We start from the raw sequence: 23,728 nt of genomic DNA on the forward strand, positions 1-23,728 counted from the left end.
TTTGCGGACAGCGGGATCAGGCCGGCGCCTGGAAGGGGTGGGCGACGGTGTACTTCTTCTCGACGATCTGGGCCGGGCTCGGCTCGCGGTTGACGGCGCGCTTGATCGATTCCTTGGTGGCCCGGTAGTTGAACTCCTGGATCTTCTTGTCGTCCTCGGCCTGCCAGTGGATGAACACGCCGACGCAGACGAACAGGTCCTCGGCCTCGGCCAGCGGGATCGTCCCGTCCTCGACGCAGTCGGCGACCGCCAGCGCGACGCCGTGCTGGGCCGGACCGAACATCTGCACCGCCTGCTTCGCGCCCTTGATCGTCACCTTGTTGAACATGACCGTGTGCGGCTTGGCCGGCAGGTTCGGCGCCACCACCGCCAGCAGCGAGGTGAAGCCGTCCTTGTTGTTCGTCAGCGCGTTCGCGAAGGCGGTTTCCGCCGGCGACCCGCGCGGGCCGATGATGAGGTCGATGTGGGCGACCTCGTTGCCCTCGCCGACGAGGGACTCTCCAACCAGCAGGCGATCGATCTTGGCCATGTGTGCTCCTCCGGAAGAAACGGGGACGATGGACGCGGCATGCGCCACGGGCGGACACCTGCTCACATATTCCGTGCCGGGTTGCGTCAGGGCAAACGCGGAGGCGGGACGAGCAGGGCGGCGGTCAATGCGGCGGCCACGCACAGGTCCGCGCTGGTGCCCGGATTGAGCCCGCGCGCCTTGAGGTCTTCGTCCCAGCGGGCGAACGCCGGGTCGTGGTCCAGCACCGCGCCGGCGCGCGCCCGGGCGCGCCAGGGAGCGGCTTCACGGATGACAGACTGCGCCACCGCGCCGCCGTGCTTTCGCACAATGTGTGAGTCGGGCAGGGCCGCCGCGAACTCCAGGAAGGCCGCCTGCATGGCACGGGCGCCGGCGTCGCCGGCCGAGCGCGCCGCCAGCAGGGGCGGCAGCCCGAGCTCGAACACGTCGCCGTACGCGTGCTGGTATTGCCACGCGATGCGGTCGCGGTGCGAGGCGAGCGCCATGGCCTCGCGCAGGCCGACCGTCGGGGCCGCCTGCACGTCCTGCTCCGCGACGCGGCCGAGCCCGCCCGGGTGCGCCAGCGCGATCGCGCGGTAGGCCGCGCGCGCGTCGGCGAGGTCGAGCGACTGCAGCACGGCTTCGAGCGCGCCGCGCAAGGTGTCCGCGTCGGTCGTGCCTTCCCCCCGCTCGAAGGCCGCGAGCAGGGGCGCGCACAGCAGCACGATGCCGAGGTTGGTGTTGCAGTGCACGGCCTGCCAGGCCGCGCGCACGGCGGCTTCTATGCGCTCGCCCACGGTCGCGCCGGCCGCGCTGATCGGCCCCGCGGACACCGCCGCAGCCGCGATGAACGTGGCGGCATGCATGCCGTGGCCGGCGGAGGCGAAGCTCACGTTGCCCGGCTTGCGGGTCTGCACGTCCAGCGAGCAGGCCCACAGGAAGGCCTGCCGCCCGCACTCCGCCCGGTCGGCCCGCGCGGGCGCCGGGCTGCGCTTCACGCCTGCAGCCGGCGCTCGCGCCCGGCGCACTTGCGCTCCAGCAGGTCGCGCACGAGCGCCTGCGCGATGCTGGCCCGCGTCACGCGCTGCAGCCCTTGCCAGGCCGCCACGCCGTTCACCTCGATCACCTGCGCGCCTTCGCGCGTGGGCAGCAGGTCGACGCCGGCGTAGTCCAGGTCGAGCGCGCGCGTGGCCGCCTCCGCGAGCCGCGCAAGTTCCGGCCCCGGCCCGTCCGCCAGGGCTTGCGGCTCGCAGCGCGCGCCCTGGGCCACGTTGTGCACCCAGTGCTCGCTCACGCGGCGCATCGCGGCGAAGGCATGGCCGCCGATCACCAGCACGCGGAAGTCGTGGCCCGGATGCGTGAGCGGCGGCAGGAAGCGCTGCAGGTGGGCCACCTGCCCGTAGGCGCCGTCCAGCGCCGGCAGCGGCACGTGCGCGCCGTCCACCCAGCCCACGCGCTGCAGCCCCGCCCCTTGCGAGCCGAACAGCGGCTTGAGCACGAGCGAATGGCCCGCCGCGCTCTCGCGGTGGACGAGCTGCTGGGCCGCGGCAGGCGATTCCATCGTCCAGGTGGGCGGCGTCGGCACGCCCGCCGCGTGCAGCAGCACGCTCGTCATGGACTTGTCGACGCTGCGCTCGATGGCGCGCGCGTCGTTGTAGACCGGCACGCCGCACTCGCGCAAGGCATGCAGCACGCCCAGCCGCCGCGTCACCTGCTCGAAGCTGCCGCCCGCGATGCCGCGGACGATGGCCGCATCGGGCAGGGCCTGGCCGAAGCCGGGAAGGACCAGGCCGTGCCACGCGTGCGTCGTGTCCATGCGGCAGTGGGCGAGGTCCACGCAGCGGCCGGTGCAACCGTGCTCGCGCAAGGCGCGCAGCAACTCGCGGGTGTGCCAGCCCGTCTCGTCGGTGAGGATGGCCACGCGCAGGCCGGCCGCGCGCTGGATCACGGCAGGCCTTCGTCCTGCCAGACCGCGCGCAGCAGGTCCATGCGCAGGTGGCCCGCGTGCCAGGTGCGGCCGGAGCCGAGGTGGCTCACCCAGACCTGGGCGGGCGCGAACAGGGCGCCGTCGAGCTTGTAGAAGTCGTGCCCCGCCTCGGCGAACAGGGCGCCGAAGGAGCGCCCGTGCTGGGGCGAGTTGACGGAAGGCAGCTTGCGCGCGAGCGCGTGGGCGGCATCGGCGCCGCCCGTCACGGTGAGGTGCACCTGGCCGCCGTAGAGGATCGCGTCGTTGGTGCGCGCCATCGCTTCCAGCGGGTCGGCGCCGGGCGCGGGCAGGGGCGCGCAGGCCGTGCCTTCGACGATGTCCTGCAGCGGGAAGGCGAGCGCGTGCGCCCGGTGCAGGGCGACCTCGAGCACGCGCGCGACGACCTGCGTCGTGCCGGCAAAGCTCGCGGTGGGCGTCAGCACGAACGCCAGGCCTGCCGGCGCGAGGCCGCAGTCGCGCAGCACCTTGTCGACGATCACCGCGGGCGGCGGGCGGTCGACCTCCAGCACGAGCACGCCGCGGTCGGCGGCGTCGCGGTAGCGCAGCTCCTCGAACAGCGGCTCGCGGCAGGCGAGCGCGCGCGCGGGGCCCGAGCCGAGCGCGAAGAACTTCCTGCCCCCGCCTTCCTCCTTGCTCGCGGACAGGCTCCAGCCGGCGTACTGGCTCGCGAGGCAGGCGAGCACGGGTTGCGAGCTGCGCACGTGCAGCCAGTCGGGCCAGCCTTCGCGGGGCGCCGAGGACAGGCGCACCGTGCCCAGGCCGCCCATGCACAGCTGCGCGACGTGCAGGCCGGCTTCGACGCTGCCGCGCGCCGCGATGCCGGCATCGACGAGGGTGGCGCCCGAGGCGTCGCGCGTGACGGCGAGCCGCAGCCGGTCGGCGTCCTGCAGCAGGCGGTCCAGGAGCGGCGCCGCGAGCGCGTTGACGCTGGGCTGGGGCGCATTCATGCGGCGAGTTCCTCTTCCTGCGCGAGGCGGGCCCGAACGCCCGCGGCACGCGCGTCGAGTTCGCGCACCACCGCGTCCTGGTCGCTGCCGCAGGCGCTGACGCTGCACACCGGTTCGCCCGGCGCGAAGGTCGCGCCGGCCACGGGGAGGTCGTGGCAGTGCGTGCTGCGGGCCAGGTCCGCCGCGAGCGCGGCACCAACGCGGCAGGCGCGGTCCGCGAAGACGATGAGGTTGCCGCGCACGCCGCCCGCGTGCGCCGGCGGCCCTGGCGGCAGCCAGCCCTGCACGGCGCGCACGTGGGCATCGACCAGCCCGGCAGGCCATGCCGCGTCGTGCAGCACCATGGTGGCCGAGGGCCGCGGATTCACTTCCAGCAGCCAGGCATGCTGCCCGTGCGCGATGAAGTCCAGGCTCGCCAGGCCGCGCAGGCCGAACACCGGCACGAGCAGCGCGAGGATCGCTTCCATGCGGCGCGCGAGCACCGCGTCGCGCACCGGGCCGATCGCACCGTGGTACACGAAGGGCGCGTCGCCCAGCGGCCGCACCAGCAGCCGGTTGAGCGCCACCACGCGCGCGTGGGCGCCGTCGGCGAGGAACAGCACCGACATGGGCACGCCCGGCTGGAAGCGTTGCCAGTACACGCCGGTCGTGCGCGCGTCGTCCTCCGCCGCACGGATGTGCCAGCCGCCCGATGCGCCCGCATCCTTGGCGAGCCAGCCCGCGGGATCCGCGGGGGACTGGAAGGCGATCGCCGGATGTTCCAGCCCAAGACGGTCCAGCTTGCCGAAGAAGCTCGCCGGAGCGCGCACGCGCCGCATGGCTTCACCCGCCATGCCCAGCAGCGGCAGTCCGGCGATGCGCTGGTCCAGGGCTTCGGGCATGCCTTCGAAGCCGCTGCCGGCCACCCAACCGAGCACGCCGGGTTCGCGCGAAGCGCGCTCCAGCGCCCCGCGCAGCAGTCCGGGCGCGATCGCGAACGCGGCCGGGTCGCCGATGCGCTCCCAGCGCGCGCAGGCGCGCCAGGTGTCCGCGTCGCCGAACAGGTCGAGGGCGACCACGCGCCAGCCTGCCCGCGTCGCGGATTCGGCGAGCGGCCTCACCCACAGGCCGGCGACGACGAGGCTGCCGCGCATGGCGCTCCTTCAGTGGTCCTTCCCGGCCAGCACCTCCCGCGCGAGCGCATAAGCCTCCTCGAAGCCGAGGACGACCGGCCGCTCCGATTCGCGCATGCGCGCCAGCAGGGCATGCTGGACCTTGAACTTGATGTTGCCGACCGCCAGCGCGCCGATGCCCACGGCAGACGTGCCCGCCAGCGGCTTGCCGTCATCCGAGGCACCCACGCCGGCCAGGCCGGACGGCGGCACCGCGTTGAGGTCGACGGCCACCCGCAGGTGCTTCGCCGTGGCGAGGTCGTCCTCGCCGGCCACCTGCACGCCCGCGCCGGCGACGGCCATCACCACTTCCGCCTCCGCCAGCGCGGCGCGCAAGGCGCCCGCGTTGGCGGTGGACACGGCGTCGATCGCCACGCCGAAGCGTTCGCCCGTCGCCGCTGCGGCTGCCTCCGCCGCGTCCGCGCCGCGGTGGCTTCCCAGCACCGCATGCGCGCCGCGGCGGGCGCAGAGCACCGCCGCGATGCGGCCCACGGGCCCCGTGCCGCCGAGCAGCAGCACTTCGCGCCCCTCCAGGTTGCCGCCATCGGCGCGACCGAGCGCGGTCTCCGTGCACGCCACCATCGCGGCCGACGTGGTGTACGCGCCGCTCGGGTCGGCGCACAGCGAGACCACGAAGGGCGGGAACATCGCCTTGCGCGCGCGGGCCAGCATCTCGTCGGCCAGCAGCACGTCGCGGCCGCCGACGAACAGGCCCGTGCGGGCCGCGCCCTTGGGGCCGCGGGAGAAGATCGCGTCCTGCACCAGCGAGGCCACGTCGTCGGCCGCGACGCCCGTGTACGGCATCAGCACCTCCCAGCCCGCGTCGGCCGCCATGTTGACGTCGAAGGGACTCACCCGCGGGCCGGGGGTGAAGAGGTGCAGGACATAAGGCCGTTCCATGCGTCACCCTCCTGCGCGCGCCACGGTGGTCCAGGCCCCGTGGTTGCGCGCGGGCACCACGAGGACGGCGAGCGCGGGGTCCACCACGCCGGCTGCGCGCGCACGCTGCAGCACGTCGCGCGCCTGCGCTTCGGAAGCCAGGAATGCGAAGGCGGCCGGCCCCCACGAGCTCTGCCCGATGCCGGCGGTCGTGTCCTGCGCCACCCACCGCAGCAGCCGTCCCGCCGGCTCGCTCGCGAAGGCGCAGCCGCCCTGGGCGGGCGCGAAATGCGCGCCCAGCACTTCCTGGATGCGGCTCACGCCCGCGGCGAACGGTGCGAACTCCGCGCCGGCCGCGCCGGGCAGCACGCGCATCAGCACCTGGTGGCAGACGTCGGCGGCCGCCGCGCGCGGCAAGGGCGCGAGACCCGCGAGCGCCTCCTTCTCCGCCGCACCGCTGAGCCCGCGCATGCGCGGGTCGAGCACCAGCAGCACGCGCCAGGCGGGGGGCAGGGCGATGCGCGCCAGCAGCGGCGCCGGCGATCCGTCGGCACGCGGGCCGCCATCGACCGACAGGCCGCCCTGCTCGAAGCTCGCGATGCCCGCGCCGGAGCGCACACCACGGTGCAGGAGCCCGGCGAGGTGGCGGCCGTCGAGGTCGACGCCGAAGGTGGCGCAGAAGGCGCGTCCCACGGCGAGCGCGAGTTGCGTGCCGGAGCCCAGGCCGGCGTGCGCGGGCAGGACGCTGCGCAGGCGCAGCCTCACGGGGGCGTCGCATCCGGTGGCGCGCCGCAGCGCGGCGAGATGCTCGCGTGCGCGCTGCAAGGCGCCGTCGCCACCGGCGCACGTTTCGAACGAATCGCTCTCGCCACGGCCGAGCTCGACCACGGTCTCCGGCCCGCCGACCGCCACGCCCAGGCTGCCGAACGCACGGCCGAGGCTGGCGCCCGGATCCAGGAAGCCCAGGTGCAGCCGGCCCGGCGCATGCACGCGCACGTGTTCCGTCGCGAGCGGTCGCGCGGGACGGTCCGTGGCAAGGCCGGCGGCCGACATATCAATAGCGCCCGCCCGGCACCAGCCCATGCCCGATGAGCCGCAGCGTCGCGCGGCCCGCGGCCGCAGGCGTCACGGCGCGCCTGCGCTCGATCACCACGCCGACGGCCGCCGTGTCCTCGAACTTGCGCGGCTTGGCCACGCGCACGCGCACCCAGTGCGCATGGAATTCGTCGATGGCGATGCGCGCCACCTGTTCCGCCAGGCTTTCGAGCAGCTGCACGCGGTGCTCCCGCAGCAGGCGGTGCAGGCGCTCGCGCAGCACGCCGTAGTCGATGGTGTCGCCGATGGCGTCGCTCGCGCAGGCGCGCAGGCGCGGCACGCCCGCGCACAGGTCGATCGTCACCGGCTGCGGCGCGTGCAGCTCGCCGTCATCGATGCCGATCACCGTCCGGCCGGTGAAGCCCTCGATGAAGACGCGGTCCAGGGCATCGTCCCCCGACGGGCCGGGCAGGGCCGCCGGGGCGGCATGGTCCAGGGCTGGCTGCATGGGTCCCCCCTTCCGCATGGAAGTAGCAACTTGCGGACCTGATGCAAATTCCCTAATGCGTTCCGCGACACTCTGCTCCAGAATGGTGACGCACTGCCCGGATGCACACGGGCGGGCGGAGGGGGCACCATGCCGATTTCCGATCCGCTGGCGCACGCACACCGCGTCCTCGACGCCGTGCGCTCGGGCGTCATGCACGCCACCACCGACGTCGTGGCGCACTCGTGGACGCGCTGCGTGCAGGAGCACGGGCTCGATCCCAGCGAGGCGCGGCGGCCGCAGGTGCTGGGCGGCATGGACCTGCCGACGCGGCAGCGCCGCATGGCCGCCGTCATCGACTGCGCGCGCTACGAGATGACCACCTTGTACCAGCAGCTCGGCGACCCGCAGCTGGCCGTGGTGCTCACCGACACCGAAGGCGTGATCCTCCACATGGTCACCTCGCGCGACTACGAGCGCGTCGTGCAGCCGCTCGGCCTCGAGGTCGGGGCGATCTGGAGCGAGGCGGAGGTGGGCACCAACGGCATGGGGACCTGCGTCGTCGAGGCCGCGCCGGTCGTCGTGCAGCAGGCCGACCACTTCCTGAGCCAGTACACCGGGCTCACCTGTTCCGCCGTTCCCATCCTCGACCCGGCCGGCCAGATGACGGCCGTGCTCGACGTCAGCAGCAGTTCCATGCAGCCGCAGAACCACCTGCTGGTGCTGCTGCACATGACGGCGCGCTCCATCGAGAACCGCCTCATCGACCTGCGCTTCCGCGACGCGCACCCGATCCACTTCCACAGCCGGCCCGAGTTCGTGTACACGCTGCACGAAGGCAAGCTGGTCGTCGACGGCGACGGCCGCATCCTCGCGGCCAACCACAGCGCGCTGGTGCAACTGGGCTCCACCCATGCCGAGCTGCGCGGCGCGCGGCTGGAGCAGATCTTCCAGACGACGCTGGACGACATGCTCGAGCGCAGCCAGCGTGCCGCGCTGCACCCCATCGTCACCTTCCGCGCCAACGCGGCGAACCGCTTCTTCGCGGTCGCGCGGCTGCCGGCACACGAGGAGGACCCGGTCCGGGGCGCGGCGCCGGGCCGCGTGCGCCTGCCGCCGCCGGCCGCGTCGGCCAGCCCGCGTCCGCGCGTGCCCGAAGGCGGCGCCTTGCCCGGCGTGACCTTCGGTGATCCGCGGCTGGCCGCGCACCTGGCCACCGCGCAGCGCGTCATCGCCGGCGGCTCGCCGCTGCTGCTGCACGCGGAGACCGGGGCCGGCAAGGAGGTGTTCGCGCGTGCCGTGCACGCCTGCGGCAGCCGGGCGCACCATCCTTTCGTGGCGATCAACTGCGCCAGCCTGCCGGAGACGCTGATCGAGGCCGAGCTGTTCGGCTACCGCGCGGGCGCCTTCACCGGCGCCGAGAAAGGCGGGCGCCGCGGCAAGATCGTGCAGTCGGACGGCGGCACGCTGTTCCTCGACGAGATCGGCGACATGCCGATCGCGTTGCAGGCGCGCCTGCTGCGCGTGCTGGACGAGCGCATGGTCACGCCGCTGGGCACCGACGAGTCCAGGCCCGTCGATTTCCAGCTGATCAGCGCGACGCACCGCAACCTCGCGCAGATGGTGCGCGAGGGCACGTTCCGCGAGGATCTCTATTACCGGCTCGCCGGCATCGAGCTGCAGCTGCCGCCGCTGCGCGAACGCAGCGACCGCGCCGAGATCATCCGCAACCTGCTGGTGGAGGAGGGGCGCCCCGACGCGGCGCTCACCCCGGCGGCCTGGGACTTGCTGCTGCGCCATCCATGGCCCGGCAACGTGCGGCAACTGCACCACGCGCTGCGCAGCGCGGTGGCGCTGGCGGCGGGCGCGCCGCTGGGCGTGGAGCACTTCCCTTCGCTGAACGGGCCCGGCGCGCCGGCGCTGGCCGCCAGCCCGGCCACGGCCACGCCGGAGCTGCCCTACCTGCCGCCGGAACACGCGCAGGAGCGCCAGTCGCTGCTGGACGTGCTGGAGGCGCAGCGGTGGAACGTGAGCCACGTGGCGAAGTCGCTGGGGGTGAGCCGCAACACTCTGTACCGGCGGATGCACAAGCTGCGCATCCCGGTGACGCACAACGGCTGAGCGGCGAACGCGGGCGGTTCGCGTGGGCGCTGACCGGCTCCGGCCACTTCCTCCTGGAATCGCTGGCGCTCGCACGTCGCCTGCCGCGCGTCGACCTGTTCCTCTCGGGCGCGGCGGAGGAGGTGCTGCCGATGTACGGGGTGCGCGTGGAGGCCCTGCGCGAGCACTTCCGCATCTTCCGCGACAAGACGCAGAGCGCGGTGCCGGTGGGCGCCCTCTATTACGAGCAGTACCACACCCTGGTGGTGGCGCCCGCCACCAGCAACACGGTGGCCAAGTGCGCACTGGGGATCAGCGACACGCTGCCCACGAACATGTTCGCGCAGGCCGGCAAGCTCGGCATTCCCTGCTTCGTCTTCGCGTGCGACACGGAACCGGTGGTCCTCACGCGCGCGCCGCACGACTGGGTGACGCTGCGGCCGCGCCGCGTGGAGTTCGAGAACGTGGAGCGGCTGCGCGCCTTCGACCACTGCGCGGTGGCCTGCTCCGTGGAGGAGCTCGAAGCCGCCCTGGACGCGCGCCTGCGGGCGCTGGCCCTCGCATGGAATCCATCCTCTTCCTGACCGGGCGGCTGGCGGAGCCCGCGCTGCGCCGCGTGCTGGAGGAGATCGCCCCGGCGGACGCCGAGGCGCCGTTCCGCTGGGAGGTGCGCGAGATCGGGCTGCAGGTGGCGGGGCTGATGACCGCGGACATGGTGCGGCGGCGCGTCGCCGCGCCTGTGGAGGCCGATCGCATCCTGCTGCCGGGACGCTGCCGCGGCGACGTCGAGGCGCTCGCGGAGCATTTCGGCATCCCGGTGCAGCGCGGGCCGGAGGAGCTGAAGGACCTGCCGGTCTTCTTCCGCCGCGAAGTGCGTCCGCTGCCGCTGGACACCTATGCGGTCGCGATCTTCGCGGAGATCGTCGACGCGCCGCGCCTGGACGTCGCCGCCATCGTGGACCGCGCCCTCGCGTATGCCGCCGACGGTGCCGACGTGATCGACCTCGGCGGCCTCCCCGACACGCCGTTCCCGCACCTGGAAGACAGCGTGCGCGCCCTGAAGGACCGCGGCCTGCGCGTGAGCGTGGACTCCGTGGACACCGCCGAACTGCTGCGCGGCGGCCGCGCAGGCGCGGACTACCTCCTCAGCCTCACGCTGGACACGCTGTGGATCGCGGAAGAAGTGGCGTCCACGCCCGTCCTCGTCGGGCGCACGCCGCAGGACGAAGCGTCGCTGTGGGAAGCGGTCGAACGCATGCAGGCGCGCGGCCGGCCCTTCCTGGCCGACGCCATCCTCGACCCCATCCCCTACGGGCTGCTCGCCTCGCTCGTGCGCTACCAGCGGCTGCGGGAGCGCTTCGCGGACGTGCAGATCCTCATGGGCATCGGCAACCTCACGGAACTGGTCGAAGCGGACACGAGCGGCATCAACGCCGTCCTGCTCGGCATCGTCGCGGAGCTGGGCGCGAGCGCCGTGCTCACCACCCAGGTCAGCCCGCACACGCGGCGTGCCGTGCGCGAAGCCGACTGGGCGCGGCGCATCATGCACGCGGCCGTGTCCCACCGCATGCTGCCCAAGGGCCTGAGCGAGCAGCTGATGACCGTGCATGCCAGGCGGCCCTTCCCCGACGCGCCGGAGGAGATCGCCGCGATCGCCCGCGAAGTGCGCGACCCCAACTTCCGCGTGCAGGTCTCGCAGGAGGGCGTGCACGTCTACAACCGCGAAGGCCTGCGCGTGGCGCAGGACCCTTTCGCGCTCTGGCCGCAGCTGCACCTGGAGCACGACGCCAGCCACGCTTTCTACATGGGCGTCGAGACCGCCCGGGCGCAGATCGCCTGGCAGCTCGGCAAGCGCTACGTGCAGGACCAGCCGCTGGACTGGGGCTGCGCCGCCGAGGGGAGCACGGAATGAGCGAACGGATCTTCGAGACGGTGGTGACGACCTGTTCGACGGAGGGCGGCGTGCACGTCGCGCCCATGGGCGTGCGCTACGCGGGCGACGAGGTGGTGCTGAAGCCCTTCCGCCCTTCGCGCACGCTGGACAACGTGCTGGCCACGCGCACCGCGGTGCTCAACGTGCTGACCGACGTGCGCGTGTTCGCCGGCTGCGTGACGGGGCGGCGCGAGTGGCCCACGGTTCCGGTGGCAGGCTGCGCGCCCGCGGTGCGGCTGGCCTGCGCGCATTCGCACGTGCTGCTGCGGCTCGCGGGCACGAGCGACGACGCCCAGCGGCCCACGCTGCGGCTCGCGCGCCTGCACGAGGTGCAGCACACCGCTTTCCCCGGGTTCAACCGCGCGCAGGCTGCCGTCATCGAAGGCGCCGTCCTGGTGAGCCGCCTCCACCTGCTGCCGCGCGAGAAGATAGACACCGAGCTCGCCTACCTGCAGATCGCGATCGACCGGACGGCCGGTCCTCCGGAGCAGGAGGCCTGGGACTGGCTGCAGGAAGCCGTCGCCCGTCACCACGCCGCGGCCGTGGGAGTGGCGTGATGGTGCGCCTGCTCGCCAGCGTGCGCGACGTCGACGAGGCCGTGGCGGCCGCAACGGCGGGCGCCGACTTCATCGACCTGAAGGAACCCGCCGACGGCGCGCTGGGCGCGGTCGCGCCCGAAGCCATCGCCCGCATCGTCTCGGTGCTGCGGGCGCGGCATCCCGGCGTGCGCATCAGCGCGACGGTCGGCGACCTGCCGGCCCACGAGGTCGACGAGATCCTGGCGCGGGTGCGTCGCGTGGAGGCCTGCGGCGTCGACTACGTGAAGGTGGGCGTGTGGCCGTCGCCGTCGCCCGGCCCGGTGCACGCGCTGCTCGAGGCGCTCGCGCAGCAGGGCGGCGACGTCGTGCCGGTGCTGCTCGTGGACGCGGGCCTGGATGAAAGCCTGGTCCGGCACGCGCTGGCGGGGACGGCCTTCCCGGCCGTGATGCTCGACACCACCGAGAAGCGGCGGGGCAGCCTGCTGCAACGCGTGCCGCTGGCCACGCTGGCGGGCTTCGTGGCGACGGTCCGTGCGCACGGGAGGATGGTGGGGCTGGCGGGATCGCTGCGCGTGGACGACGTGCCCACGCTGGTGGCGCTGGACCCGGACTTCGCCGGCTTCCGCCGTGCGCTGGCCCGCTACGGCCGCGCGGGCACGCTCGACCCGCGCCTGGTCCGCCGCCTAAGGCGCGCGCTTGCGGCGCACGCGGACGCCCCGCTGCCCGCGGGTGCGTAGCGCGGCGGCGGCGGCGAGCGCCAGCGGCAGGCTGCCCGCCGTCTCGCCCAGCAGCGCGTCGCGCACGCCCTCCAGCGCGTCGCACGCGACCACCTCGATGGGGAAGGGCGCCTCCTGCGACCAGGCTTCGAAGCGGGCATCGACCACGCCGGCCGCCTCCAGCTCCGCGAGCGAGCTGCCCGGCGCGACCGCGCAGGCCTTCACGAGCACCAGCCGCTCGGCGTTCAGCAGCCGCGCGAGCCACAACGCCAGGCTGTCGCTCGTCACTTCCCAGGTGGTGAGCAGGTCGGGCGCGTCGCGCAGCAGCATGGTGGGCAGCCACAAGGCCGGCTGGCCCGCGTGCAGCGTGCGGCGGATGCCCGCTTCGTCCGCGGCGAGCGCGAGCCGCGGCTCCAGCGCATGGAACAGGTGCGCCGTCTGCGCCATGGCCAGCACGGCCATGTTGTGCGCCGGCAGGTCGGCGAAGCCCCAGTGCCGCTGCGAGGCGCGCACCGCGTCCGCGAAGCGCCCGCCGCCCGGCACCACCGTCACGCGGCCGCCGCCCAGCTCGGCGAGCATCGCCAGCCAGGGCACGAGCCGCGGGTCCTGCGCGAGGCTGCCACCCAGCTTGACGATCCACATGCTTTCACCCCCGGCCGCTCGCGAGCAGCGCGACGGACACCGCGGGCGCGCACACGTCGGCCCAGGACGCGAGCGACGCATCCGCGGCAGGCACGGGCAGGACGACGTCGGCATAGCGCAGGAAGGGGCGCCCCGTGCGGGCGGCCAGTTGCGCGGCGAGGAAGGTGCCGCTGCCGGCGCCGACCACGGGCGCATCGGCCGGCAGGCCGGCGCGTTCGCCCACGCGCGCCAGGTTCCACTGGATCTCGCGCAGCTGCGCGTCCTTCCACCAGCGCGCCAGCGCCAGCCAGTCGCAGGGGCTTCCGTCCGCCGCGTCGCAGCCGAGCATGCGCGCGAGCCGCTGGCGCGTCGCCTCCTCGTCCTTGCCGCGGCCGTCCGCCGTCGCGGCCTGGTCGTGGTCCGCGGCGAGTTCGCCGGTGAGCCGGTACACGTCGGCCGTGGTGGCGAAGAGCTCGTTCATCACGTTCAGCATGCGCTCGTGCCAGCGCACGCGCGGGCCGAGCGCGCATAGCGGCGTGCGCACGACGCCCTGGTAGACGAGCTCCCCGGTCGCGAGGCGGTCGGCATCGCTCTTGCCCTCGGCCGCCACCCGCCCGCCGCGCAGCGGCACCAGGTCGGTGGTCGTGCTGCCGATGTCGACGAGGAGGGCGTCGCCGACGCGTGATGCGAGCACCCGCGCGGTGGCGCACCAGTTGGCCGAGGCGATGCCCCGCCAGTGCGGCCCCGCCTCGTCCGGTGCGTGCCATGCGAATCCGGCGTCGAACAGCACCAGCGACGGACCGAGGCTCTGCGCGAGCTGGCCGGCGATGCGCACCACGCCTTCCTGCCGGCCGGCGAACAGGTCCGCGAGTTCGCCCGTCATGGTGGCGGCATGGGCGACGCCCTGGTCCCAGGCGTCGGCCCACCGCGAACGGGCGAGAGCCAGCGCCGTGTCCAGGTGCTGCATGCCTTGCCACAAGGGGCAGGGCCACTGGGCGATGTCGCGCACGCTGCCGTCCTGGAGCAGGCAGGCCTTGACGTGGGCGCCACCTATGTCCCAGCCGAGCTGCAACTGCGGGGTCTCACGCGACGACATGGCCCGCCGCCCCCTGGACGCCGTGCGCGGCGAGGATGTCGGCCGCGAGGTTGCGGCCCACGAGCGCGGAGAGGCCCACGTAGGCGCAGGTCACGCGCGGATTCACTTCGATGACCACGGGTCCGTCCCTCCCGTTCCACACCAGGTCGATGCCCACGTAGCCCCGCAGCCCGGGCAGGGCGCCTGCCACGCGCCGCGCCACGGCTTGCAGCACGCCGGTCCGTGGATCGGCGGCGGGCAGGGCGCCCGGTTGCACGCCCAGGTCGTGCAGCCAGCCGTCGGCGTCGATGTCCAGGTGCTGGCGGTTGAAGGCCACGGCGCGTGCAAGAACCGGACCGACGACGAGCGAAACCGAGAGCGCCTCGCCCTCCACCCAAGGCTCCATCACCGCGTGTTGCCGCGTGTGAAGATCCGTATCCGCGGCGGCGCGCGTCGCATGCACGCGGGTCGCCATGCTGCCCGCGCCGTCGTCGGGCTTCACGATCCACGGCCCGCGGTGGCCTTCCGCGAAGGCGAGGGGCGTGAGGATGCCGGCCTTCGCCAGCAGGGCGCAGGTGGCCCGCTTGCTCGAAGCCAGCCGGATGGCCGCGGCGCTGCAGCCGATCCAGCGTCGTGCGCCGACGGCCGCGTGCAAACGGAGCAGCAGCCCGCCGGACTCGGGCGCCACGATCCAGCACCCGTCGTGCAGGCGTGCCTGGCGGCGCACGAAGGCTTCCGCGCTTTCGCCGGGAAGGGCGGCGACCGCGTGCAGCCGATGGCGCGCCTCTTGCTGCCCCACCGCGACGGTGAGCTCGACGCCGGGAAGGCGGGCGAGGTCGCCCGCCATCGCGTCGCGCATGGCGCGGCCGGCGGCCAGCATGTCCTGGTGGGCGGCGCTGCCGCGGCCCAGGGCGGCCGTGCTTTCGGGATCGTCCGCGCTCAGCGGCTCATACACGAGGACTCGCGCCATGCCCGATGTGCTCCAGGTCATTCCCGTCATCGACTTGATGCGCGGCCAGGTGGTCCGCGGCGTGCGCGGCGAGCGCCACGCGTACCGGCCCATCGTGTCGCGGCTGGCGGACGGCAGCGCGCCGCTCGCCATCGCGCAGGGCTTGCGCCGGGCCGCGCCGCCGCCGGCCGGCTGCGAGCCCGTGCTGTACGTCGCCGACCTCGACGCGATCCAGGGCGGAACGCCGCAGGCCGAGGTGCTGCGCGACCTGCTGCAGGCGCAGCCCGACCTGTGCCTGTGGATCGACGCGGGCTTCACCGGCCCGGACGCGCTGCACGCCTTGCGGGGCATGCTGGGCACGGCGGCGGCGCGGCTGCGGCCGGTCTACGGCAGCGAATCGCTGGCGAGCCCGGCAGCGCTGGACGTGCTGGCGGATGACCCGCGCGCCATCCTCTCGCTGGACTCCCGGCTCGCGCGCCCGCTCGATCCCTCCGGCAGCTGGCAGCGTCCCGAGGCCTGGCCCCGCACCGTGATCGTCATGACGCTCGACCGCGTCGGCGCGGGCAGCGGGCCCGACCTGGAGACCTTCGCGCGCCTGCACGCCCTGGCGCCCGACCGCACGTGGATCGGCGCGGGCGGCGTGCGCGATGCCGCGGACCTGCGCGCGGCCGCGGCCGGCGGGGCAGCGGGCTGGCTGGTGGCGAGCGCGCTGCACGACGGCACCTTGCAGTTGGCTTGAGGCGGCCATGGCCGGCGCGAATCAGGAAGCGTGCCAGCGCGCGTCGCGACACAGTGTTCCAGTCGAGCGGGACAGGGTGCGCTTGGTGGTCGTCCTTGCGTGCAGTCGCGGCTTGGCATAACGCTTGCGGTCCCGCGGCGTGGATGCCAACTGGACCTGTCCGTTCTGCTCGCTGCATTGCGACGGCCTCGCGCTCGAAGGCGCGCCGGCGGCCCTGATGCTGAACGGCACGGACTGCCCGCGGGCCCGGGCCGGGCTGGACGCCCACCGCAGCCGCGACGCGCCGTCCGCATGCATCGACGGGTCCGCCGTCGCGCCCGAAGCAGCGGAGGCCGAGGCCGCGCGCCGCCTCGCGCTGTGGCGCCAGCCGCTCTTCGGCGGGCTGGGCACCGACCTCGCCGGCGCGCGGGCGCTGTACCGGCTCGCCGCGCGCACGTGCGCGATCTGCGACCACGCCGAAGGCGACGCGCTGTCGCTCGGGCTGCGTGCACTGCAGGACAGGGGCCAGTGCCACACCACGCTGGCGGAGGTCCGCGCACGCGCCGATCTCGTCGTCTGCGTCGGGACGACCGCGGTGGCCCTTTATCCCGAGTTCTTCCGGCGCGCCGGGCTGGACCGGCCCGACACGCCCTGCCGGCGCCTGGTGTTCCTCGGCGTCGAGCCGCCCGCCGGCTGGAAGGGGCAGCACGTCGCAGGCTCCGGCGACCTCTTCACGGACCTGCAACAACTCGCCGCGCTGGTCGCGACGGCGCCGTGCCGCGACGCCGACCCGGCGCTCGCCGACCTGGCACTGGCCCTGCGCGAAGCCCGCTACGCCGTGCTGGTCTGGGAGTCCGGCGCGCTGCCGCCGCACGGTGCCTTGCTGCTCGAGCGGATGCAGCGCATCGTGACCACGCTCAACCGCGGCACGCGCGCCGCGACCTTCGCGCTCGGTGGCAGCCACGGCGCCGCCACGCTGCAGCAGGTGTTCACGTGGCTGTCGGGCCTGCCGCTGCGCACGCGGCCCGGCCCCGACGGCGGCGAATACGACCCGCTGCGTTTCGCGGGCGGACGCCTGCTGGCGGACCGCGCCGTCGACGGCCTGCTGTGGGTGTGGAGCTGGGGACCCGACGGCCTGCCACCCGCCACGGACCTGCCGCGCATCGTGGTCGGCCCGCCCGCCATGGGGCCGCGCGTGCGCGATCGCAACTGCATCTTCCTGCCGGTCGCGACGCCGGGCGTGAATGCCGCGGGACACCTGTTCCGCACGGACGGCGTCGTGGTGCCGCTGGTGGCGGCGCGCGACGACGCGCTGCCTGGCGTCGCCCAGGTCGCCGCGCGCCTGCTGCACGCACTGGAGAGCGCATGACCACTCGCAGGCTGCGCGGCGGCCGCGTCCACGATCCCGCGAACGCGGCCGGCGGCGAGGTCCGCGACGTCGTCATGCGCGACGGCCGCATCGTCGCGCTGGACCCGCGCGAGGCCGTCGACGAAGAGATCGACGCCTCCGGCTGCATCGTGCTCGCCGGCGGCATCGACCTGCACAGCCACATCGGCGGCGGCAAGGTGAACCTCGCGCGCATGCTGCTGCCCGCGCACCGCTGCACGCCGGGCACGCTGCAGACCGGCCTGCGCTATGCGGAGATGGGCTACACCTCGGTCTTCGAGCCCGCCATGGCCGCCAGCAACGCACGCCAGGCCCACATGGAGATGGGCGACGTGCCCATCGTCGACCACGGCGCCTACGTGATGCTGGGAAACGACGAGACCTTCCTGGAGATGCTGGCGCGCGGCACCGGGCCCGAGCGCCTGCGCGATTACGTCGGCTGGATGGTGCACGCGACGAAGGCGCACGGCGTGAAGGTGGTGAACCCGGCCGGCATCTCGGCCTTCAAGTTCAACCAGCGCAAGCTGGACGTCGACGAGCGCCACGTGCACTGGCAGGTGACGCCGCGGCAGGTGATCGCGTCGCTCGCGCGAGCGGTGCACGAACTCGGGCTCGCGCATCCGCTGCACATCCACGCGAGCAACCTCGGGGTGGCGGGCAACATCGCCTCCACGCTCGCCACGATGGAAGCGCTGGAAGGCCTGCCCGGCCACCTCACGCACGTGCAGTTCCACAGCTACGGCACGGAGGGCCCGAAGCAGTTCTCGTCCGCGGCGCTCGCGCTGGTCGAAGCGCTGGACGCGCATCCCAACTGCTCGATCGACGTGGGCCAGGTCCTCTTCGGCCAGACCGTCACCGCTTCGGCCGACACGATGCGGCAGTACGCGAACCTCGACTTCGCCAGCCCGCGCAAGGCCGTCATCGCCGACATCGAGTGCGATTCGGGTTGCGGCGTGCTGCCCTTCCGCTACCGCGAGCAGAGCTACGTCAACGCGCTGCAGTGGAGCATCGGGCTGGAGCTGTTCCTGCAGGTACGCGACCCCTGGCGCGTCGTGCTGACCACCGACCACCCGAACGGCGCGCCGTTCACGAGTTATCCGCACCTGATGCGGCTGCTGATGGACAAGCCTTTCCGCGATGCGCAGCTCGCGCGCTTGCACCCGGAGGTCGCGGCGCAGTCGGCGCTGCGGCACATCGGGCGCGAGCTGTCGCTGGACGAGATCGCGATCATGACCCGCGCTGCGCCGGCCCGGCTGCTCGGGCTGCGCGATCGCGGCCACCTCGGGGCGGGCGCTGCCGCGGACGTGGCGGTGTACCGCGAGCAGGGCGACGCGGAAGCGATGTTCTCCCGCGCGGCCTGGGTGTTCAAGGACGGCGAGCTGGTCGTGCGGGACGGACGCGTCGTCGCCACGCCGGTCGGCGCGACGCATTTCTCCGAGCCCGAGTTCGATGCCGGCGTGCAGCGGCTGCTGGGCGACGCGCCGCTCGGCGTGCACGGCCGCCACGCCGCCATCGGCCCCGACGAACTCTGCGCCTGCTGCAACGGCGGGCGTCTCTTCCCCTGGGCCTGCGTGCCGCGGAGCCTGTGATGCGCATCCACGGGGTCACCATCGACGACACCTTCGCGGAGGCTTTCCCGATGAAGGCCACGCGCATCCTCGTGACGGCCGTGGACCTCACGTGGGCGCGGTACGCGGCGGCCAGCGCCACTGGCATGTCGACCTCGGTGATCGCCTGCGGCTGCGAGGCGGGCATCGAGCGCGAGCTGGCCCCGGAGGAGACGCCGGACGGGCGCCCGGGCGTGGCCATCCTGCTCTTCGCCGTGTCGGGCAAGGAGCTCGCGAAGCAGGTCGAGCGGCGCGTGGGCCAGTGCGTGATGACCTGCCCGACGACCGCCGTCTTCGCGGGACTGGCCGAGGGCGAGCCGGTGCCGCTGGGGCGCAACCTGCGCTTCTTCGGCGACGGCTGGCAGCTGTCGAAGGTGATCGCGGGCGTGCGCTACTGGCGCGTGCCCGTCATGGACGGCGAGTTCGTCGCGCAGGAGTCCACGCCCGTGACGAAGGCGGTGGGCGGCGGCAACCTGCTGCTGGTGGCACGTGACACGGAAGCCGCGCTCGCGGGCGCGATGGCGGCGGCCGCCGCGATGTGTGCGGTGCCTGGCGTGATCCTGCCGTTTCCCGGTGGCGTGGTGCGCTCGGGCTCCAAGGTCGGCAGCCGGTACGCGGCCGTGATCGCGTCGACCAACGATGCGTACTGCCCGTCGCTGAAGGGCGTGAACCCGCGCAGCGCCTTGCGCGACGAGGAACGCTCCGTGCTCGAGATCGTGGTGGACGGCCTGCGCGAGGAGGACGTTGCCGCGGCGATGCGCGCCGGCATCGCGGCCGTGGTGGCGCGAGGAGGGGCAGCGGGTGTGACGCGCATCTCGGCGGGCAACTACGGCGGCAAGCTGGGGCCTTTCCATTTCCACCTGCACGCGCTCGCGCCGGAAGGTGGCGCGCCATGAGGCACACGCTCGTGCTGCGCGGGATGCCGCAGTTGCGCGTGGACGCCCGCGCCCTGGAACCGGTAGCGCTCTCGACGCTCGGCCGCGAGGACGTGCTGCGCGTGGCGCTGCCGCAGGGGCGCGAGCACGTGCCGGTCGGGGAGTGGTTCGAGGTGCGCTCGCAGACCGTCGACGATCCCGTGCCGCGGCTGCAGGTCGAAGGCGAACTCGCGCGCTTCGACGCGATCGGCGCAGGTCTCGCGGCGGGGGCGATCGAAGTGCACGGCAACGTCGGCGACGCGCTCGGGCTGGGCATGGCCGGTGGTGAGCTTCGCGTGCATGGCTCCGCGCGCGATCTCGCCGGGTGCGCGATGCGCGGGGGCCGCCTGGAAGTGCTGGGCGACGTGGCGGACTTCGCGGCGAGCGCGCTGCCCGGAGAGATGGACGGAATGCGTGGCGGCACGCTGGTCGTCCACGGCCGCGCCGGCGCGCGCCTTGCCGACCGCATGCTGCGCGGCACGGTCGCCGTCCACGGCGATGCGAGCGACTTCCTCGCCTCGCGCATGGTGGCGGGCACCGTGGCGATCGGCGGGCGCTGCGGGATGCATGCAGGCTGGGGCATGCGGCGAGGCACGCTCGTGTTCGCCGGGGAAGCGCCCCGGCCACCGGCGACGTTCGTGCTCGTGGAGAGCGACGTGCGGGTGATGTGGCAGTTGCTTGCGCGTGATCTCTCGCGTCTCGGCGGAGCGTTCGCCGGGCTACCCTCGCGGACCGTCACGCGCTGGGTCGGCGACCTCTCGGTGCAAGGCCAGGGCGAGTGGCTGCTCTTGTAGGGTGGGCCGGCGACTGCCGGCGCCGGTGAGCGCCAGCGAACCCCACCGCGTGCCGCCAGGCACGTGCGCCGATCTACCGCTGCGCCGCCTTCGAATCGCAATGCACGTGCAACATCGCCGACCCCACGGGCAGGTACGCCCCGTAGCGCAGGATGTACTCGCGCTGCACCGCATAGGCCTCGTGCTCCCATTGCACCGCCTGTTCGCAGCTGGGCGCGATGCTGAACGCCGCGCCGCCGCGCAGCACGTCGTCGCCGCGGGCCACGCCCTGCAGGTAGTGCACCATCTCGTGCACGACGATGGAGCTGGCCAGCAGGTTGCCTTCGGGATCCAGCGCCTCGTCGATGTACAGGTTCCTGCCGCCCGCGTACCACCCGAGCACCTTGCACGGCTGGCCGCTGCAGGCCTGCTCGACGAAGAAGGCATGGGGCTTGGGAACCACCACGGGCGGCTCCGCGGGGGCGGGATACCCGGACAGCGTGACGGCCCAGGACAGCAGGGTGGCATAGAGGTCTGTCATCGACCCACTCTATCGTGCGGCCCGTGGTCGAGCGGGCCGTACGCTGTCAGCGCACCTGCCACCTGTCGGAAGGACAAGGTGCCGACCACGTCAACGCACGGCCTGGTCCAGGTGTTCCGCGCGATCGAGGCCCTTCGCCTGGTCCAGGCCCTGCGCGCCGCGCAGGATGGTGCCGGCGAGGTCGGCCTCGGTGAAGTCCGCGCCAGCGACGTCGGCGCCCGTGAGGTCCGCGCCCGCGAGCTTCGCGCGGAACAGGTTCGCGCCGCGCAGGTTGCTGTTGCGCAGGTTGGCGAAGGAGAGCAGGGTGCGGTTCAGGTCCGCCCGCTCGAAATTCACGCCCGAGAGGTTCGCGCCGGTGAGGTCGGTGCGCATCTGGCCCATGCCCTGGTTGCGGATCTCGACGCCGACGCGCGCCTGGCCAAGGTCGGCGCCACTCAGGTCGGCGCCCGGCAGGTCCGCGATGATGCGCGTGCCGCGCAGGTCGGCGCCCTTGAACACCGGCATCTTGCGCACCTGGCCGCCGAGGATCACCACCGACAGCAGGCTCGCGTCGCGCAGCTGCGCGCCGGTGAAGTCCGCGCCCATCAGCCAGGCGCCATTGAGGTTCGCGCCCGCGAGGTCGGCGCCGCGCAGGTCGGCCGAGACGAGCTTGCTGGCGAACAGGTTGGCCTTGCGCAGGCTGGCGCCGCGCAGGTCGAGGCCGCTCAGGTCGAGGTCGGAGAGGTCCTTGCCGTCCAGCACCGGCTTCGGTGCCTGCGAAAGCATGCGCGCGATCTCTTCGCGCGTGAAGTCCGCGGCCGGCGCGGCGCCACCCAGCGCGATCAGCAATGCGCCGCACCACCACCGGATGCGCATGGGGAAGCTGGCCACCTGTCCACCTCCGCAGGCAGGCTAGCACGCAGGGCTGCGCGGCCGGGTGGAGACCCGGTTGGGGAGCGGGGCATCAAGGAAGGCGGACATCCGAACGCAAAGGGCGCAAAGGTTTCGCAAAGGACGCGAAAGAAAACCTCTGAAGTTTTTCCTTTGAATCTTTTGCGTCCTTTGCGTAGCTTTTGCGCCCTTTGCGTTCGGATGTCCGCTTGCTTCAGCTCATGAACTGCAACCCCGCCAACCGCGCATACACCCCCCCGCGCGCCATCAGCTCCTCGTGCCTTCCCACCTCCACGATCCGCCCGTGGTCCAGTACCACGATGCGGTCGGCTTGCTGCACGGTGGCGAGGCGGTGGGCGATGACGAGGGTGGTGCGGTCGCGCATCGCGGATTCGAGCGCGGCCTGCACCATGCGTTCGCTCTCCGCGTCGAGGGCGCTCGTGGCTTCGTCGAGCAGCAGCAGCGGCGGGTTCTTGAGCATCGCGCGCGCGATCGCGATGCGCTGCCGCTGGCCGCCCGAGAGGCGCACGCCGCGTTCGCCGAGGAAGGTGTCGTAGCCCTCCGGCAGGGCGCGGATGAAGTCGTCGGCGAAGGCGCCGCGCGCGGCCGCGTGCACTTCCTCGTCGCTCGCGCCGGGGCGGCCGTAGCGGATGTTCTCCAGCGCCGACGCCGAGAAGATCACCGGTTCCTGCGGCACCAGCGCGATGCGCGTGCGCAGGTCCTGCAGGCGCAGCTCGCGGATCGCGGCGCCGTCGACGGCGATCGTTCCCTCCTGCGGATCGTAGAAGCGCAGCAGCAGCTGGAAGACGGTCGTCTTGCCCGCGCCGCTCGGACCCACCACGGCAACGGTCTCGCCGGGCGCCACATCCAGCGTGAAGTCCACCAGTGCCGGCGTCGCCGGCCGCGAGGGATAGTGGAAGCGCACGCCGCGCAGCGCCACGCTGCTGCCCGCGCGCGGCGCCGGCGGCGACAGCGGCTGCGGCGGCGACGTCACCGGCGAACGCGCGGCGAGCAGCTCCATCAGGCGCTCCGTCGCGCCGGCGGCGCGCAGCAGGTCGCCGTACACCTCGCCCAGCACCGCGATGGCGCCGGCGAAGATGCCGACGTACAAGGCGGCCTGCCCGAGCTGGCCGGCGCTCAGGTCGCCGCGGATCACCGCCTGCGTGCCTTCGTACAGGCCCCACAGCATCAGCGCCGCGTTCGCGATGATGACGAAAGCCACCAGCGCCGCGCGTGCGCGCGTGCGGCGGATGCCGGTCTGGAAAGCGTTCTCCGTCGCGCCGGAGAAGCGCGCGGCCTCGCGGTCCTCCGCCGCGTAGCTCTGGACGACGGGGATCGCGTTGAGCACCTCCGCCGCGATGGCGCTCGAGTCCGCCACGCGGTCCTGGCTCGCGCGCGAGAGGCGCCGCACGCGGCGGCCGAAGTACATCGCCGGCAGCACCACGAGCAGCACCACGAGCAAGACCTGCGTCATCACCCGTGGATGCGTGACGACCAGCATCCCGAGCGCGCCGGCGCCCATCACCAGGTTGCGCAGGCCCAGCGAGAACGAGGAGCCGACCACCGTCTGCACCAGCGTCGTGTCGGTCGTCAGGCGCGAGAGCACCTCGCCCGTCTGCGTGCTCTCGAAGAAGGCGGGGCTCTGTTCCAGCACGTGCGCATACACGGCGTTGCGCAGGTCCGCCGTCACGCGCTCGCCCAGCCAGCTCACGAGGTAGAAGCGGCAGGCCGAGAACAGCCCCAGGGCGACCGCCACCGCGAACAGCAGCAGGAAGTGCTCGCGCAGCGCCAGCAGGCGCTCGCCGGGGCCGGCCTCGATGCCGCGGTCGATCAGCGTCCGCAGTGCGATGGGGAAGAACAGCATCGCCGCCGCGGCGAGCAGCAGGAACAGCACCGCGGTGGCGATGCGCACCCGGTAAGGCCGCAGGAAAGGCAGGAGGCCGGAGAGGGACTGCGGGCTGCGGGGCGGGGTCGGCGGCATCGGCGCAGTG

Annotated in this window: 24 protein-coding genes; 10 read left to right on the plus strand and 14 right to left on the minus strand. The window is 73.6% G+C overall.

Translation table 11 applies throughout. From position 1 onward, the window contains the following. Nucleotides 1–16: 16 nt before the first annotated feature. The 8 genes from fae to H8N03_RS04655 form a co-directional block, all read right to left on the minus strand. Nucleotides 17–529: a formaldehyde-activating enzyme gene (gene fae / locus H8N03_RS04620; protein WP_187074926.1), complete on the minus strand. Its 513-nt coding sequence runs from the start codon at nt 527–529 to the stop codon at nt 17–19. 86 nt (nt 530–615) lie between these two features. Next, on the minus strand, nt 616–1,506 hold the full coding sequence (locus tag H8N03_RS04625) for a triphosphoribosyl-dephospho-CoA synthase (RefSeq protein WP_187074927.1): 891 nt from the start codon (nt 1,504–1,506) through the stop codon (nt 616–618). After that, nucleotides 1,503–2,456 carry an ATP-grasp domain-containing protein gene (locus tag H8N03_RS04630; protein WP_354005073.1) on the minus strand — a complete coding sequence of 318 codons (954 nt, stop codon included), beginning with the start codon at nt 2,454–2,456 and terminating at the stop codon, nt 1,503–1,505. Before H8N03_RS04630 ends, H8N03_RS04625 begins: the two co-directional genes overlap by 4 nt. Beyond that, nucleotides 2,453–3,442 carry a methenyltetrahydromethanopterin cyclohydrolase gene (gene mch / locus H8N03_RS04635; protein WP_187074928.1) on the minus strand — a complete coding sequence of 330 codons (990 nt, stop codon included), beginning with the start codon at nt 3,440–3,442 and terminating at the stop codon, nt 2,453–2,455. The genes H8N03_RS04630 and mch overlap by 4 nt, the downstream gene beginning before the upstream one ends. Further along, nucleotides 3,439–4,575: an ATP-grasp domain-containing protein gene (locus H8N03_RS04640; protein WP_187074929.1), complete on the minus strand. Its 1,137-nt coding sequence runs from the start codon at nt 4,573–4,575 to the stop codon at nt 3,439–3,441. The genes mch and H8N03_RS04640 overlap by 4 nt, the downstream gene beginning before the upstream one ends. Before the next feature lie 9 nt (nt 4,576–4,584). Next, nucleotides 4,585–5,493: an NAD(P)-dependent methylenetetrahydromethanopterin dehydrogenase gene (locus H8N03_RS04645; RefSeq protein WP_187074930.1), complete on the minus strand. Its 909-nt coding sequence runs from the start codon at nt 5,491–5,493 to the stop codon at nt 4,585–4,587. A gap of 3 nt (nt 5,494–5,496) precedes the next feature. Beyond that, on the minus strand, nt 5,497–6,525 hold the full coding sequence (locus H8N03_RS04650; RefSeq protein ID WP_187074931.1) for a beta-ribofuranosylaminobenzene 5'-phosphate synthase family protein: 1,029 nt from the start codon (nt 6,523–6,525) through the stop codon (nt 5,497–5,499). 1 nt (nt 6,526) lies between these two features. Further along, the gene (locus H8N03_RS04655; RefSeq protein WP_187074932.1) at nt 6,527–7,015 is read right to left on the minus strand and encodes a dihydroneopterin aldolase; all 489 of its coding nucleotides are present in this window, start codon (nt 7,013–7,015) and stop codon (nt 6,527–6,529) included. A 129-nt stretch (nt 7,016–7,144) separates the two neighbouring features. Between H8N03_RS04655 and H8N03_RS04660 the strand changes: the two genes are divergently transcribed. Genes H8N03_RS04660 through H8N03_RS04680 form a run of 5 tightly spaced genes read left to right on the plus strand, consistent with a single transcriptional unit; the run spans nt 7,145 to nt 12,303 of the window. Continuing rightward, nucleotides 7,145–9,115 (plus strand): sigma-54-dependent Fis family transcriptional regulator, encoded by a 1,971-nt coding sequence (locus tag H8N03_RS04660; RefSeq protein ID WP_187074933.1) that lies wholly within the window; start codon nt 7,145–7,147, stop codon nt 9,113–9,115. Continuing rightward, entirely contained in the window at nt 9,112–9,678 is a 567-nt protein-coding gene (locus tag H8N03_RS04665; RefSeq protein ID WP_255428079.1) for a flavoprotein, read from the plus strand. The genes H8N03_RS04660 and H8N03_RS04665 overlap by 4 nt, the downstream gene beginning before the upstream one ends. Continuing rightward, complete coding sequence (locus H8N03_RS04670; protein WP_187074934.1) at nt 9,657–11,006, plus strand: DUF6513 domain-containing protein; 1,350 nt, start codon at nt 9,657–9,659, stop codon at nt 11,004–11,006. The genes H8N03_RS04665 and H8N03_RS04670 overlap by 22 nt, the downstream gene beginning before the upstream one ends. After that, the gene (locus tag H8N03_RS04675; RefSeq protein ID WP_187074935.1) at nt 11,003–11,584 is read left to right on the plus strand and encodes a DUF447 domain-containing protein; all 582 of its coding nucleotides are present in this window, start codon (nt 11,003–11,005) and stop codon (nt 11,582–11,584) included. Before H8N03_RS04670 ends, H8N03_RS04675 begins: the two co-directional genes overlap by 4 nt. Next, entirely contained in the window at nt 11,584–12,303 is a 720-nt protein-coding gene (locus H8N03_RS04680) for a (5-formylfuran-3-yl)methyl phosphate synthase (protein ID WP_187074936.1), read from the plus strand. The genes H8N03_RS04675 and H8N03_RS04680 overlap by 1 nt, the downstream gene beginning before the upstream one ends. On the opposite strand, the gene H8N03_RS04685 is transcribed toward H8N03_RS04680, so the two are convergent. From H8N03_RS04685 to H8N03_RS04695, 3 genes are read right to left on the minus strand one after another with little or no spacing between them, the layout of a single operon-like run. Further along, nucleotides 12,250–12,924, minus strand: coding sequence for an amino acid kinase family protein (locus H8N03_RS04685; protein ID WP_255428031.1), 675 nt, complete (start codon nt 12,922–12,924; stop codon nt 12,250–12,252). The genes H8N03_RS04680 and H8N03_RS04685 overlap by 54 nt on opposite strands. A 4-nt stretch (nt 12,925–12,928) precedes the next feature. Beyond that, nucleotides 12,929–13,999 (minus strand): hydantoinase/oxoprolinase family protein, encoded by a 1,071-nt coding sequence (locus tag H8N03_RS04690; protein ID WP_187074937.1) that lies wholly within the window; start codon nt 13,997–13,999, stop codon nt 12,929–12,931. After that, nucleotides 13,986–14,948, minus strand: a complete 963-nt coding sequence (locus tag H8N03_RS04695; protein ID WP_187074938.1) for an ATP-grasp domain-containing protein — start codon at nt 14,946–14,948, stop codon at nt 13,986–13,988. Before H8N03_RS04695 ends, H8N03_RS04690 begins: the two co-directional genes overlap by 14 nt. Here H8N03_RS04695 and H8N03_RS04700 point away from each other — a divergent pair. The 5 genes from H8N03_RS04700 to H8N03_RS04720 all read left to right on the plus strand — a co-directional run bounded on the left by H8N03_RS04700 (nt 14,947) and on the right by H8N03_RS04720 (nt 20,347). Continuing rightward, entirely contained in the window at nt 14,947–15,666 is a 720-nt protein-coding gene (locus H8N03_RS04700) for a HisA/HisF-related TIM barrel protein (protein WP_187074939.1), read from the plus strand. The two genes, H8N03_RS04695 and H8N03_RS04700, sit on opposite strands and share 2 nt — an antisense overlap. Before the next feature lie 139 nt (nt 15,667–15,805). Beyond that, nucleotides 15,806–17,014 (plus strand): molybdopterin-binding domain-containing protein, encoded by a 1,209-nt coding sequence (locus H8N03_RS04705; protein ID WP_222622800.1) that lies wholly within the window; start codon nt 15,806–15,808, stop codon nt 17,012–17,014. Further along, a complete protein-coding gene (locus H8N03_RS04710; RefSeq protein ID WP_187074941.1) occupies nt 17,011–18,621 on the plus strand; it encodes a formylmethanofuran dehydrogenase subunit A in 1,611 nt (536 codons plus the stop codon). The genes H8N03_RS04705 and H8N03_RS04710 overlap by 4 nt, the downstream gene beginning before the upstream one ends. Beyond that, a complete protein-coding gene (gene fhcD / locus H8N03_RS04715) occupies nt 18,621–19,535 on the plus strand; it encodes a formylmethanofuran--tetrahydromethanopterin N-formyltransferase (protein WP_187074942.1) in 915 nt (304 codons plus the stop codon). Before H8N03_RS04710 ends, fhcD begins: the two co-directional genes overlap by 1 nt. Continuing rightward, complete coding sequence (locus tag H8N03_RS04720; RefSeq protein ID WP_187074943.1) at nt 19,532–20,347, plus strand: formylmethanofuran dehydrogenase subunit C; 816 nt, start codon at nt 19,532–19,534, stop codon at nt 20,345–20,347. The genes fhcD and H8N03_RS04720 overlap by 4 nt, the downstream gene beginning before the upstream one ends. A gap of 73 nt (nt 20,348–20,420) precedes the next feature. On the opposite strand, the gene H8N03_RS04725 is transcribed toward H8N03_RS04720, so the two are convergent. The 3 genes from H8N03_RS04725 to H8N03_RS04735 form a co-directional block, all read right to left on the minus strand. Next, nucleotides 20,421–20,867, minus strand: coding sequence for a hypothetical protein (locus H8N03_RS04725; RefSeq protein WP_187074944.1), 447 nt, complete (start codon nt 20,865–20,867; stop codon nt 20,421–20,423). 90 nt (nt 20,868–20,957) lie between these two features. Further along, nucleotides 20,958–21,737: a pentapeptide repeat-containing protein gene (locus H8N03_RS04730; protein WP_187074945.1), complete on the minus strand. Its 780-nt coding sequence runs from the start codon at nt 21,735–21,737 to the stop codon at nt 20,958–20,960. Nucleotides 21,738–21,951: 214 nt separating this feature from the next. Then, nucleotides 21,952–23,718, minus strand: coding sequence for an ABC transporter transmembrane domain-containing protein (locus H8N03_RS04735; protein WP_187074946.1), 1,767 nt, complete (start codon nt 23,716–23,718; stop codon nt 21,952–21,954). Between the last annotated feature and the right edge of the window lie 10 nt (nt 23,719–23,728).

This window comes from Ramlibacter cellulosilyticus, assembly GCF_014297465.1.
GTDB classification, from domain to species: Bacteria; Pseudomonadota; Gammaproteobacteria; order Burkholderiales; family Burkholderiaceae_C; genus Ramlibacter; species Ramlibacter cellulosilyticus.